Origin of the sequence: Leucobacter chromiireducens, assembly GCF_051993095.1 — a bacterium.
In the GTDB taxonomy this organism is placed as follows: domain Bacteria; phylum Actinomycetota; class Actinomycetes; order Actinomycetales; family Microbacteriaceae; genus Leucobacter; species Leucobacter chromiireducens.
The window spans coordinates 2,275,041-2,287,987 of record NZ_CP197024.1; the positions used below are offsets into that span (position 1 = coordinate 2,275,041).

At 66.0% G+C, this 12,947-nt stretch carries 11 protein-coding genes; 1 reads left to right on the forward strand and 10 read right to left on the reverse strand.

Annotation, left to right across the window (positions count from 1 at the left end; all coding sequences use genetic code 11):
* Positions 1-3: 3 nt before the first annotated feature.
* The 6 genes from recA to ACR81A_RS10235 form a co-directional block, all read right to left on the reverse strand.
* Entirely contained in the window at positions 4-1,134 is a 1,131-nt protein-coding gene (gene recA / locus ACR81A_RS10210; RefSeq protein ID WP_440311745.1) for a recombinase RecA, read from the reverse strand.
* Between the two features lie 241 nt (positions 1,135-1,375).
* Positions 1,376-1,597 (reverse strand): DUF3046 domain-containing protein, encoded by a 222-nt coding sequence (locus ACR81A_RS10215; protein ID WP_440311746.1) that lies wholly within the window; start codon positions 1,595-1,597, stop codon positions 1,376-1,378.
* A gap of 111 nt (positions 1,598-1,708) precedes the next feature.
* Positions 1,709-2,029, reverse strand: a complete 321-nt coding sequence (locus ACR81A_RS10220) for a helix-turn-helix domain-containing protein (RefSeq protein WP_202381204.1) — start codon at positions 2,027-2,029, stop codon at positions 1,709-1,711.
* A 203-nt stretch (positions 2,030-2,232) separates the two neighbouring features.
* Positions 2,233-2,841, reverse strand: a complete 609-nt coding sequence (locus tag ACR81A_RS10225) for a CinA family protein (RefSeq protein ID WP_237462233.1) — start codon at positions 2,839-2,841, stop codon at positions 2,233-2,235.
* Positions 2,798-3,403, reverse strand: coding sequence for a CDP-diacylglycerol--glycerol-3-phosphate 3-phosphatidyltransferase (gene pgsA / locus ACR81A_RS10230; RefSeq protein ID WP_202381203.1), 606 nt, complete (start codon positions 3,401-3,403; stop codon positions 2,798-2,800). Before pgsA ends, ACR81A_RS10225 begins: the two co-directional genes overlap by 44 nt.
* 5 nt (positions 3,404-3,408) lie before the next feature.
* On the reverse strand, positions 3,409-6,396 hold the full coding sequence (locus ACR81A_RS10235; protein WP_440311747.1) for a DNA translocase FtsK: 2,988 nt from the start codon (positions 6,394-6,396) through the stop codon (positions 3,409-3,411).
* 108 nt (positions 6,397-6,504) lie between these two features.
* Here ACR81A_RS10235 and ACR81A_RS10240 point away from each other — a divergent pair, with 108 nt between their 5' ends.
* Positions 6,505-7,608, forward strand: a complete 1,104-nt coding sequence (locus ACR81A_RS10240) for a lipid II:glycine glycyltransferase FemX (RefSeq protein ID WP_202381201.1) — start codon at positions 6,505-6,507, stop codon at positions 7,606-7,608.
* Positions 7,609-7,689: 81 nt separating this feature from the next.
* On the opposite strand, the gene murJ is transcribed toward ACR81A_RS10240, so the two are convergent.
* From murJ to dapA, 4 genes are read right to left on the reverse strand one after another with little or no spacing between them, the layout of a single operon-like run.
* The gene (gene murJ / locus ACR81A_RS10245; protein WP_440311748.1) at positions 7,690-9,291 is read right to left on the reverse strand and encodes a murein biosynthesis integral membrane protein MurJ; all 1,602 of its coding nucleotides are present in this window, start codon (positions 9,289-9,291) and stop codon (positions 7,690-7,692) included.
* Between the two features lie 4 nt (positions 9,292-9,295).
* Entirely contained in the window at positions 9,296-10,270 is a 975-nt protein-coding gene (locus ACR81A_RS10250; RefSeq protein ID WP_440311749.1) for a lipid II:glycine glycyltransferase FemX, read from the reverse strand.
* Positions 10,271-10,275: 5 nt separating this feature from the next.
* On the reverse strand, positions 10,276-11,952 hold the full coding sequence (locus tag ACR81A_RS10255; protein ID WP_202381198.1) for an RNase J family beta-CASP ribonuclease: 1,677 nt from the start codon (positions 11,950-11,952) through the stop codon (positions 10,276-10,278).
* A gap of 15 nt (positions 11,953-11,967) precedes the next feature.
* Positions 11,968-12,945, reverse strand: coding sequence for a 4-hydroxy-tetrahydrodipicolinate synthase (dapA, locus tag ACR81A_RS10260; RefSeq protein ID WP_202381197.1), 978 nt, complete (start codon positions 12,943-12,945; stop codon positions 11,968-11,970).
* Positions 12,946-12,947: the final 2 nt, after the last annotated feature.

Sequence of the window (12,947 nt, forward strand, 5' to 3'; positions counted from 1 at the left end):
GGGTTACGCGCTCGCCCGCTCGGCGGGCTTCGCCGCGGGCGCCTTCGCAGCAGTCGCGGGCTTCACAGGCGCGGCCTCCGCGGCCGGGGTTCCCTCCGCCGGCGTTGCCTTCGCATCTGCCGGAGCTTCCTCGCTCCGACCGTTCACACCGAGCTTCGTGAGGATCTTCTCCTCAATCTCGGCGGCAATGTCGGCGTGCTGGATGAGGAAGCGTCGCGCGTTCTCCATGCCCTGGCCCAGCTGGTCGCCATCGTAGGTAAACCACGCGCCGCTCTTCTTGATCAGCCCTTGCTCAACGCCGTAGTCGATGAGCGAGCCCTCACGCGAGATTCCAATGCCGTAGAGAATGTCGAATTCAGCCTGCTTGAAGGGCGGGGCCATCTTGTTCTTCACAACCTTGACGCGGGTGCGGTTGCCCACCGCTTCGGTGCCGTCCTTCAGCGTCTGGATGCGACGGATGTCGAGGCGCACGGAGGCGTAGAACTTCAGGGCCTTGCCACCCGAAGTCGTCTCGGGGCTGCCGAAGAAGACACCCACCTTTTCACGAAGCTGGTTGATGAAGATACACGTGGTCTTCGTTGCGTTCAGGCTGCCGGTGATCTTCCGGAGCGCCTGCGACATCAGTCGCGCCTGCAGGCCCACGTGGCTATCGCCCATCTCGCCGTCGATCTCCGCCTTGGGAACGAGTGCCGCCACAGAGTCGATCACGACGAGGTCGACCGAGCCCGAGCGAATCAGCATGTCGGCGATCTCAAGCGCCTGCTCACCCGTGTCGGGCTGCGCGACGAGCAGGGCGTCGATGTCTACGCCCAGCTTCTGTGCGTACTCGGGATCGAGCGCATGCTCCGCATCGATGAACGCTGCGATGCCGCCCGCGCGCTGCGCGTTCGCGATCGCGTGCAGCGTGAGCGTCGTCTTTCCCGACGACTCGGGGCCGTAGATCTCAACGATGCGACCGCGCGGAAGTCCGCCAATGCCGAGCGCGACATCCAGTGCGACGGAGCCTGTGGGGATCACCTCGACGGGCGCGCGCTCCTGGCTCCCCATGCGCATGATCGCGCCCTTGCCGAAGTTCTTGTCAATCTGTGCGAGAGCGACTTCGAGCGCCTTTTCGCGGTCCTTGGGTGCGGCCATGTTCATGCTCCTTGTGTTCTGGCGGATCGCTCCGCGCGCGGTGCTGCCTACCGACTGTCTCGGCCCCGTGTGGGGCAGACAAGGCATTGGTGTGTGTTGCGCTTCACACCCTAGAAGCACCCTCCGACATTCGCTGTCGAAGCCATACTTCCGGGGATGATCCGTCGCGAACCTCACCTGTGGACGAAGCTAGCACCCATCGAACACATGTTCGAACCAACCCTCGGCGTGTTGCGCCGAATTAGTCGCGCGGCTCGCGCAGTCCGCGACCGTGTCGCCGCTCAACCGACACTTGCAGATCCACGCACAGGGCGGCCCACACATCTCGTGCGGGAACGCCGCGCTCAAGCGCGTCATTCGGGGTTCCACCCAGCACCCCGAGCCAGTGATCGCGCAACAGCACGCCTGAGTACTGTTCACCAAACTCCTCGGCGCACGCACGCCGGAACTCACTCAGTCGCATTCACCCCTCCCCTTCTGCTCCTTCCTCACCAACGGCAAAGCGCCCGCCCCCGGTGTGGGGTCGGGCGCCAAACCGCACGTTCACCGCGCGGAAGCCTGCCGGCGGCGCACGCTAGGACACAAGCTCGGGCGCGAAACCCGAAACCAGTTCCGCGGGCACCGTGTCGGGTACGCGGTTCGCAAGCGGCATCGACAGCCCCTCGACGATCGCGAGACGCTCACTCACCTCGCCCATAATCACGGACAGCGGGGTATCCAGCGCATCGGCGACCGCGGCGAGAATCTCGCTCGAGGCCTCCTTCTGGCCGCGCTCAACCTCGCTCAGGTACCCGAGCGCGACGCTCGCATCCCCGGCAACCTGGCGCAGCGTGCGACCCTTCTGTTGACGGAAGTCACGAAGCACGTCGCCGATCTCCTGACGCATCAGCACCATGTGGACCCTCCTTCACTGCACTTCCCCTGCGGGTTGTGCATCCACCCTACCCGCTGCAGCGCATATCTCCGCCGCGGGAACTCCACCCATTCTGGGAGGCGTCACTGGGAACAACTTCGACACTACCTCGTCTATTCCTGAAACTTCGCTGAACTTGAGTCAACTCCACTCAGGTTTTGCTCAATTCCCAGGAAACGCTTCGATCACGCCTCGAATTCTGGGTGTTCTCGCGCGATTGCCGCGTCAAGCGCGTCGAGCGCCGCATGGACCGTGCTCGCCCTGATCGCGGCACGATCACCCGTCAACACGAGTGGGATCGCGAGCGCCCGCTCACCGATGCTCACGCCGAGCCATACGGTCCCGGCCGACTGGCCGGTCTGCGGATCGGGATCGGGGCCGGCAACCCCGGTCGTGGCAATGCCCACCTCGGCATCGCGGACGAGCGACTCAGCGCTGCCAGCCGCCGCAGCGCGCGGCACCGCGCAGGCACGACGTACGCCGCGCGCCATCTGCCGCGCGACCTCCGCGTCGACCGGACCCTTTCGGCGGAGCAGCGCCGGGTCCACCCCCAGCAGTGAGGCCTTGAGCGCGGTGTCGTACGCGACGACCGCACCGGAGAACACCCGAGATGCGCCGGGAACCGACACGAGCGCGTCAGCAAGCGCGCCGCCAGTGAGAGACTCCGCGACCGCGATGCGAATCCCCGCGGCTGCCGCGCGAGCAATCACGTTCGACGCAGCGACCGTGGCGCCCCCGCTCGGGGCCGCACTAGGCGCGGCCACCGCCACCACGCCCGGTGCGAAGGAACGCAAGCACGTAGTCGATACCGCTGAGCACAGTGAGCACCACGGCGATGGTCATCGTGATGATGTTCGCCCAGACCGCGATCGGAGCTGCGCTTCCCAGAACGTCAGCAAGCGGCAGGAGCGCGAGCGTGATCGCAACAGACTGCGCCACCGTCTTGAGCTTGCCCATCCATGCTGCGGCAACCACGACGTCGCTCGCGATCATGAGTCGGTGCACGGTGATGCCAACCTCGCGGATGAGCACAATGATGGTCACCCACCACGGCAGCTCCCCCAGGACCGAGAGCCCCACGAGCGCCGCTCCCGTGAGGAACTTGTCGGCAATCGGATCGAGCAGTTTGCCGAGATTCGTGATCAGCCCACGCGAGCGCGCGATGTGGCCGTCCCAGGCGTCGGTCGCGATAGCGATCACAAAGAACGCGGCGGCGGCCCACCGCAAGCCACCGTGGGCTCCCCCATCTGCGAGCAGCATCCACAGGAAGAACGGCGTCGCGATGATCCGCGCTCCCGTGATGACATTCGGGGCGTTCCAGTTGCTCGGCCGATCGGCCACCTGCTGCTCAGCCATGTGTGTTAGTCCCGTCCCGTCAGTTGCCACGCGTCTTCGTCGTCATCGCCGTCGACTTCTTCGAGGCTGTCTTGGTACTTCGCGATTGGATCGTCGTACCGATCATCAACCACGTTGAGGGCGGTTGTCGCGTATTCCGTGAGCGGCTCGAGCACGGCGGTCTCGGGATCCGAGGCGTCGCTCGGCTCCGCGGTCGCGACAGTCGCAGCGTCGCTCTCGCCGGCAGCGACGAACGGTGCTGCGCCCGGCACCGCCGCCGCACCAGCGCCAGCCGGGGATGTTGGGGGGACCGGCTGCACGGGCGGAGCCGTGGGCGTCGGCGGTGCAGGCGGAGTGCCGCCCTTCAGTCGTGCAAGCACCTCGGGAAGCTGTTCGGGCGTGACGAGCACATCGCGAGCCTTTGAGCCCTCCGACGGTCCGACGATGTCGCGCGACTCCATGAGGTCCATGAGGCGACCCGCCTTCGCAAAGCCAACGCGCAGCTTGCGCTGCAGCATTGAGGTGGAACCGAACTGCGACGTGACGACAAGCTCAACGGCGGCAAGGAGCACCTCGAGATCGTCTCCGATGTCCTCATCGATGTCCTTCTTCTCCGCAGCTTGCGCCACGTCGGCGCGGTATTCGGGCTGCGCCTGGGCCTTCACGTGCGCCACGACCTGCGCGATCTCAGACTCATTGACCCACGCGCCCTGGACGCGCATGGGCGTCGACTCGCCGTTCAGCAGGAGCAGGCCATCACCCTGGCCGATGAGTCGTTCAGCGCCCACCTCATCGAGGATGACGCGGGAGTCCGTGCCCGAGGCCACCGCGAACGCGTATCGGCTCGGCACGTTCGACTTGATCACACCGGTGACCACGTTGACGGACGGGCGCTGCGTAGCGAGCACCAGGTGGATACCTGCGGCGCGGGCCAGCTGCGTAATGCGCTGGATCGAGTCTTCGACGTCGCGCGGGGCGATAAGCATGAGGTCTGCGAGCTCGTCGACCACGACGAGGAGATACGGGTAGGGCTTCAGCACACGCTGGCTGCCCGCCGGGAGCACGATCCCGCCCGAGCGAACCGCCTCGTTGAAGTCGTCGATGTGACGGAAGCCGAAGCTCGCCAAATCGTCGTACCGCATGTCCATCTCTTTCACGACCCACTGCAGCGCCTCGGCCGCCTTCTTTGCGTTCGTGATGATGGGGGTGATGAGGTGCGGAACGCCCTGGTAGACGGTCAGCTCCACGCGCTTCGGGTCGACGAGCACCATGCGAACCTCCGCGGGGGTGGCCCGCATGAGGATGCTCGTGATCATCGAGTTGATGAAGCTGGACTTACCTGATCCCGTGGCACCGGCGACCAGGAGGTGCGGCATCTTCGCGAGGTTCGCGACGACGAAGCCGCCCTTCACGTCCTTCCCGACGCCGATCGTCATGGGGTGCGTGCTGCGCTGCGCCCGGTTCGAGCGGAGCACATCGCCCAGCGCGACATTCTCACGGTCCTTGTTCGGGATCTCGATACCGATGGCGCTCTTCCCGGGGATCGGCGACAGGATGCGCACCTCGTTCGAAGCGACCGCGTACGACAGGTTCTTCGAGAGCGCGGTAACCTTCTCCACTTTGACGCCGGGGCCAAGCTCAACCTCGTACTGCGTGACCGTGGGTCCGCGAGAGAAACCAGAGACGCGAGCATCAACCTTGAACTCCTCGAACACGCGGCCGATCGCCGCCATGATCGCGTCGTTTGCTTCGGTGTGCGTCTTCGGGGCGTCGCCGGCGGAGAGCGCTCCCTGGTCGGGAAGGCGATACTCGAGCTGCTGCGCAGGGTCGTGCGCTGGGGCAACCTCAAAGGGGGTGGTCGCCGCCGCAGCTGCGGGCTCCGCTGCCGCGGGTGCCGGTGCCGGTGCGAAGTTGTCCCAGGAATCGTCGCCGAGTCCCGACGCTGATGCGCCGCCCAACTCCTCGACCGCGGCCTCCGCCTGGTCGAGGTCGTCAAAGAGTCCGTCAGCGAACGCCTCGTTCACCGGCGCGGGATCGGGGGTAAGCGCTGAGTCGAACGCGACCGCACGCGCGGGAGCTTCGGTCTCAGCCAAGCCAGCGCCGCCATCCAGTGCCGCGTCGAGGCCGGCCTGATCCCCCGCGTACTCGGGATCTTCCTCACGGCCGGAGGCGTTGCGGCGCCACCACGGGAGCGCGCCGGGCTCGGGCTCTTCGTCCTCGATATCAAAGAGCGGCTGCTGCGTGCTCCGGTCACGCTTCACCTTTGTCTTGGGTGCGGGCGCTTCCGCCCCCTCGGGCGTCGGCTCGGCCTCGGACACCCCAAACAAGAAGACGTACGCCTCGCGCAGGCGCTTGATAATGCGACCGGGCGGGGTCTTCGTGACAATGAGCACCGAGAACAACAGGAGCAGCGAGAAGAACGGCGCGGCCACCCAGATCGTCAGAGCAAGGAGCGGGGTGCCCACCATCCACCCGAGCAAGCCGCCGGCTTCCGCGAGCGCAGGCATGCCCTGCCGCGGATGAGGTTGCCCGCCATAGATGTGCGTAAGGCCGGCAACCGCGGTGATCGCGAGAAAGAGACCAATCGCGATGCGCCGATTGTCCGTCACGCTCGACGGGTGATTAAAGAGCCACAGTGCGAAGCCGACCATGATGATCGGCAGGCCGAAGGCCACACGCCCCAGAATGCCGCCGAACGACCAGGCATCGAGCTGCACGGCCACCGGGTTGCCGATGAGGAACCACTCGATCACGGCACCGATCACCGCGAGCAGCACGAGCAGCAGCGGGACGCTGTCGCGTCGATCCTCCGGCGCGAGCGGCTCAACCCGGAACGCGCGCGCAGCGCCGCCCACAGCGTGGGCGAGCCCGTTCCAGGCGCGCACAAGCACGCCGTCGCTCGGCTGCGCTTCTGCGAGCACCTTCGTCTTCGCGGTCGCTCGCGAAGCCTGCGTGCGGGATCCCCGCGACGCAGTGCTCCCTGATTTCGAGCGCGACGAAGCTTTACTAGCCATGCCTTCAAGGGTACGTTCGACCACCGACATTCGCGAGATGACGCTCCGACCGGCCCGGAATGCGCGCCTCCGCGCCGGTTTCAGCAGGTACGGCTAGACTCGATCGTCATGAGTGCTCCCGCGCTTCGCGCCCGTTACGCGACGCCTCAAGAAATCAGTTCCTGGGATACCCTTCTCGCAGACAACCCCGACGGGGGTGATTTCCTCGTCTCCACCACCCTTGCGGACACCAAGCGCACGGTCGCTTGGCAGCCCCGCTACGTCGTGTTCGAGCGGGCCGACTCCCGCGTGAGCGTCACGCTCGTCCTTGAGCGCAAAGTCCCCCTGCTGGGGCGGCTCTGGTACATCACTCGCGGCCCCGCCGTGACCGAGCTCAACGGGCTCGCGGAGCATGTTGCCGCGCTGCGAGACCTTGCGCAGCGCGAAGCGCGCAGCGTGTTCGCCATCACGTTCGAACCGCCCATCGCGGTGAGTGAGCTGAGCGAGCTCGAAGGACCGGCGCCTGCACCGCTCGCCGCGCTCGGCGCGGTGCGCCGCCCCGCGATCCAGGGCAGCGCGAGCACCGCAATCGTGTCGCTCGAGCGGAGCGAGGACGAGCTCATCGCGAGCTTCGACAAGAAGTGCCGCAACATGATCCGCCGCGCGCAACGCGACGGGGCGATTGTCGAGCAGCTCCCGGCATCCGAGGAGACCTTCGGCCACATGCACCGCCTCATGCGGCTGGTGGGCGGCGGCACCGCGAACCTTGCACTGCGGCCGAAGTCGTACACCGAGTCACTGTGGCGAGGCTTCGCGAGCGCGGGCCAAGGGCAGTTCTACGCGATCAACGTCGACGGCACCCCCGCGGTGATGAGCTACATGATCGTCATCGGCAAGCGCGCGTTCTACAAGGACGGCGGCTCCGAGCGCGATCGCGTCTCCCCTGGCATGTCGAACCTGCTGATCTGGCAGATGATGCTCGATGCGCAGGCGGCCGGCGCGACGGAGATCGACCTCGTGGGCATCGCACCCGCGTGGGCCACGAGCACCGCCGATCACCCCTCGTATGGGCTCGGGCTCTTCAAGCTCTCGTTCGCTCGCGAGCGTACGGACTACATCGGCGCCTTCGATCTGCCGATCAAGGCGGGCGCCTACCGGTTGTGGCAGCGGATCGGCGAGCGCGTGGTCGCCAAGCTACACCGCTCGAAGTACCAGGACATCGGGCTGTACTAGCCACACAGGCGTCTCACACGACAGCCACCCTGCAGCGCTCCTCATTCCGCACTGCAGGGTGGCTGTTGGAGTTTTGGCTGGCTACCCGCGGCCGAGCTTGCGGCGGAGGGTGCCGGCGATCTCGGTGATCTCGGGTGAGCGCATCGCGAGCAGCGCCATGAGGTACACAAGTCCCACCGCGATCCCCACCACGATCGCGAAGGCAAAGGACTGCCAAACGTTGTAGGCGGGCACCCAGTGCTGCAGCGCAAGGCTCACACCCAAGCCAGCGAGCACCGCAGGCAGCACCGCGAGCGTGAATCGCACCATACTGCCCAGCACGCGCTGCCCATCGATCCGGCCGATCTTTCTGCGCAGCAGGATGGTGCCGACGAGGGCCTGCGCAAATGTGGCGATTGAGTACGCAAGTGTGACCGCTGCGCCACGAATGTCTGCGGGCACCCACAGGCACGTCACCGCGAGCACGATGAAGAGCCCCTGCTGCACACAGGTGAAGATGAACGGCGTGCGCGTATCAGACAGCGCATAGAACGAGCGCTGCACGATGAACAGGAAGCTGAACGGCGCGAGGCAGAGCACGTAGGTGCGCAGCACAAGCGCAAACTGCTCGACCTGCAGCGGGGAGCCGCGCTCAATGAGCGGGCTGAGGAACGTTGCGGCGGCGAAGATCGCGCCGGCGGCGAACACCATCACGAGCGACACCTGGCGCACCGAGGCGGAGAAGTCCGCCCGGAAATCTGCCATGCGACCGTCGCGTCCCGCCTCGGCGAAACGTGTGAAGTACGCGGTCGCAAGCGACACCGCGAGTACCGAGTGCGGCATCATGAGCACCAGCCAGGCGTTCCCGAGCGAAGCCGACGAGGGCCCCTGGCCGGTCGCCGTGCCCACCACGTTCGAGGTCACCCAACCGCCGATCTGGATCACGGCGATCATGGCGAGGCTCCAGCTCGCGATCTTTGCGGTTGCACCGAGGCCCATCCCCCGCCACACGAAGTCGGGGCGATAGCTGAGGCCCGCCCGGCGCCACGAGGCGAAGAGGATGAGCGCCTGCGCCACGACGCCGAGCGTCGCGCTGCCCGCAAGCACCGCGATTGCGAGTCCGTTCCAATCGCCGGGGGCACGCGCACCGGTGGGGTCGGCGCCGAACCACATCATGAAGAGCACGATGCCCGCGATGCTGATGATGTTGTTCAGCACGGGCGCCCAGGTGTACGGGCCGAACACGCTCCGCGCGTTCAGCACCTCCCCCATCACCGTATAGATTCCGTAGAACAGGATCTGCGGCAGGCACCAGTAGGCGAAAGCGGCAGAGAGCGCCAGCTGGTCGGCGGGCCACGAGAGCTGGAATAGCCATACGAGGAGCGGCGCGCCGAGCATCGCGAGCGCCGTGATGATCGTGAGCGCAACGATCACGAACGTGAGCACTTTGTTGATGTAGCCGGTGCCGCCGTCAGGATTCCGTGCGGCGCGCACGATCTGCGGCACAAGCACGGCGTTCAACATGCCGCCGAGCAAGATCGTGTAGACCGTGTTCGGCAGCATGTTGCCGTTCGCAAACGCGTCGGCCGAGATCGAACTCGTCTGGCCGATCGCGGCGGCGAGCACGATCACTTTGGCGAGGCCGAGAACTCTCGAGAGGATCGTTCCCGTCGCCATGACGGCGCTCGCGCGCAGCAGGCTCATCTGTCTAGTCCTTTGTGGGTTCCGCGGGTGCTGCCTCGGCGGGCTTCGCCTTCCGGGCCGCGGCCTTCGCGCGAAGCTCGTGCGCCCAGTCGAGGGTGCGACGCAGGGCGTACTTTCCGGGGAGCACGGGGATCTCCCACGCGCCCGAGAACTGCACGGCGTGCCCCCCGAAGGTGCGCTTGAACGTCGTGAAGCCGGTCCACTCGTCCGGCACATCGTCGCGCGCTGAAATCCCGTAGAAATCGAAGGTGCTGAGCCCCCGCGCTTTGGCGTCGAGCATCAAATACGCGATGAACGGCCCGGAGATGTGCATGCTCACGTTCGAGGTGTCACGGCCCACGTAGAGGTAATACCGAGTGTCCTCGTCGTCGACGACGTAGCCGACCACCTTGGTCTCGCCATCCTGCTTCGCGGTGAATACCCGGGCGATGCCCTCGTCCACCAGTCCACGGAAGTGCGTGAAGTACTCGCTATCGCGCACCTCGAACGAGCGCGTCTCGCCCGTCTGGCGGAGCAGCTCGATCCCCAGCTGGTAGTCCGCCTCGTCCGCCAGCTCAGCGAAGCTGTAGCCGCGCTTTGCCGCGCCGCGGTACTGCTTGCGGCGGGTGGTGTTCATGCCGGCAATGATGTCTTCCTCACTCTGCGTGAGGTCGACCACGTGCGTGCGGCTGGGCTGGAATCCCGTGAGCATGCGCTTGCCGCGCTTCCCCGCTTGCGCGGGGGTGATCGGCAGCGAGGGTTCGATGATCAGGCGGTAGCAGCCGAGCTGCTTGGCCTGCGCCTTCGCGTGGGCAATCGCCGCGTCGAGGCCGCGCTCGTCACGCACTACCGGCCCGTAGGGCAGGTAGAGGTAGGGGCCGAGCGAATCGCGCACGATTCGCCCGAAGTAGTGCCAGTCGGGGCCGGAGCCAGAGATGACTTTCTCTCCGAGCTCCGACTGGAACTGCCACCAGCGTTCAGTCTGGAAAAAGTTGGCCATACTCCCTACACCACCACGACGACGGGCACGATCATCGCCTTGCGGCGCAGCTTGGTGCCGACCCAGCGACCGACGGTGCGGCGCGTGATCTGCTGCAGCTGGTGGTGATCGGTGATCCCGTCCTTCATGGCATCCTCAAGCGCCTTCGCGACCTGGGGCTTGATCTTCTCGAAGACGTGCTTCTCCTCTGCGACACCCTTCGCGTGGATGTCGGGGCCGGACACGATCTGCCCGAGTGTGGTCTCCACAACGGTGATGACCGAGATGAAGCCCTCCTCGGCGAGCGTGCGACGGTCGCGCAGATCGTCCTCGGTGACCCGACCAACGCTCTTGCCGTCGACGTAGATGAAGTCGATATCGAGCTGGCCGACGGGCCGTGCGACACCGTCAACGAGATCAACGACCGTGCCGTTCTCGGCGATCACGGTGCGATTCTGCGGCACCCCGGTCTCGATCGCGAGCGCGGCATTCGCGACGAGCATGCGGTGCTCGCCGTGAATCGGCATCACGTTCTTCGGGCGCACGATGTTGTAGCAATAGAGCAGCTCGCCCGCGGACGCGTGGCCCGAGACGTGCACCTTGGCGTTGCCCTTGTGCACGACGTTGGCGCCGAGCTTGATCAGCCCGTCGATCACGCGGTACACAGAAGTCTCATTGCCTGGGATCAGGCTCGACGCGAGGATGACGGTGTCGCCCTCACCAACCTCGACCTGGTGCTCACGGTTCACCATGCGGCTGAGCACTGCCATCGGCTCACCCTGCGAACCGGTGGACATGTACACGATCCGATGATCGGGGATGTCGCCGCTCTTCTTGAGGTCGACAAGCACGCCCTCGGGAACGTCGAGGTAACCCAGGTCGGCCGCAATCTTCATGTTGCGCACCATCGAACGGCCGAGCAGCACGACGCGGCGGCCATTCGCCTGGGCCGCATCCAGCACCTGCTGCACGCGGTGCACGTGGCTCGAGAAGCTCGCCACCACGACCTTGCCGCTCGTCTTCGCGATGACCTGCTCGATAACGGGACCGATGTTCTTCTCGGGCGAGGTGAAGCCCGGCACATCGGCGTTGGTCGAGTCGGTCATGAAGAGGTCAACGCCCTCCTCGCCGAGTCGCGCGAACGCGCGCAGGTCAGTAATGCGACCGTCAAGCGGCAGCTGGTCCATCTTGAAGTCGCCCGTGCCGATCACCATGCCGGCATCGGTGCGGATCGCGACCGCGAGCGCGTCGGGGATCGAGTGGTTCACCGCGATGAACTCAAGATCGAACGGGCCGAACTGCACACGCTCGTCCTCCGCGACCACCTTCGTGACGGGGCGGATGCGGTGCTCCTTCAGCTTCGCCTCAACAAATGCGAGGGTGAGCTTCGAGCCGACGAGCGGGATGTCCTCGCGCTTCTTCAGCAGGTAGGGGACGCCACCGATGTGGTCCTCGTGGCCGTGCGTGAGGACGACCGCGACGATATCGCCGAGGCGATCCTCGATCTTCGAGATATCGGGCAGGATGAGGTCAACACCGGGGTGCTGGACCTCGGGAAAAAGCACGCCGCAGTCAACGACGAGCAACTTGCCGTTGATCTCGTAGACGGTCATGTTCCGGCCGACCTCGCCGAGGCCGCCGAGCGGCGTGATGCGCAGTGTTCCCTGCTCGAGGGCGGGGGGCGCGTAAGGGGGGTTGGGCACAAAGCCTCCTGTTTGTTAGCGGGTGGTGCCTGCGATCTTGGGCAGGGCACCGCCGGCAGCCGCATTGCGGTCCGGCCTGAAGTTTGAAAGGTCGACGCCGGGGACGTCGCTGACGAGCGCGAGCTCGTCTTCGATGAGTGCGGCCTCCCACTCCTCCGGCCCCACGAGGGGAAGCCGGACGCGCGGGCTGCCGATACGGCCGAGGCCGTGCAGGATGTACTTCGCCGCGACCGTGCCGGGAACGTGCGTCATCACGGCGCGCACGAGGGGCTCGAGGCTCTGGTGTGCGTCGCGCGCGGTGTGCAGGTCTCCTGCGTTCACGGCGTCGATGATGGCGCGGTACGGCGCCGCGGCGATGTTCGCCGTGACCCCGATGAGGCCGGTCGCGCCGATCGCGAGGTGCGGCAGCACGTTTGCGTCGTCGCCCGAGAAGTACATGAGATCGGTCTGGTTCAGCACACGGCTGACCTCGCTGAAGTCGCCCTTGGCGTCCTTCACCGCGAGAATGTTCGGGTGCTTCGCGAGACGGAGGATCGTCTCGTACGTGATCGGTACGCCGGTGCGACCGGGGATGTCGTAGAGGATCACGGGCAGGTCGGTCGCGTCGGCGACCATGCGGAAGTGCGTGAGCAGGCCCGCCTGGGTGGGCTTGTTGTAGTACGGGGTGACGATCATCACACCGTCTGCGCCCGCCTTTTCGCTGGCGCGGTACAGCTCAATCGCGTGCGCGGTCTCGTTCGAGCCACCGCCCGTGATGATCTTTGCGCGGCCACCGGAGACCGACTTTGCCACCTCAACGAGTTTGAGCTTCTCAGGGTCCGTCAGCGTGCTGGTCTCGCCAGTGGTACCCGTGACGACAATGCCGTCGGCGCCACTGACGATGCAATCGTCGATGTGCTTCTCCACAGCAGGCCAATCGACCTCGCCGTCCGCCTGGAAGGGCGTGACGAGCGCGACGAGTACCTGTCCGAAGGGATTCTCCTGATTTGCCACCA

Coding starts and splice junctions, on each gene's coding strand:
- recA (WP_440311745.1), bottom strand. CDS start 1,134: ATGGCCGCACCCAAGGACCGCGAAAAGGCGCTCGAAGTCGCTCTCGCA.
- ACR81A_RS10215 (WP_440311746.1), bottom strand. CDS start 1,597: ATGCGACTGAGTGAGTTCCGGCGTGCGTGCGCCGAGGAGTTTGGTGAA.
- ACR81A_RS10220 (WP_202381204.1), bottom strand. CDS start 2,029: ATGGTGCTGATGCGTCAGGAGATCGGCGACGTGCTTCGTGACTTCCGT.
- pgsA (WP_202381203.1), bottom strand. CDS start 3,403: ATGGCTGAGCAGCAGGTGGCCGATCGGCCGAGCAACTGGAACGCCCCG.
- ACR81A_RS10235 (WP_440311747.1), bottom strand. CDS start 6,396: ATGGCTAGTAAAGCTTCGTCGCGCTCGAAATCAGGGAGCACTGCGTCG.
- ACR81A_RS10240 (WP_202381201.1), top strand. CDS start 6,505: ATGAGTGCTCCCGCGCTTCGCGCCCGTTACGCGACGCCTCAAGAAATC.
- murJ (WP_440311748.1), bottom strand. CDS start 9,291: ATGAGCCTGCTGCGCGCGAGCGCCGTCATGGCGACGGGAACGATCCTC.
- ACR81A_RS10250 (WP_440311749.1), bottom strand. CDS start 10,270: ATGGCCAACTTTTTCCAGACTGAACGCTGGTGGCAGTTCCAGTCGGAG.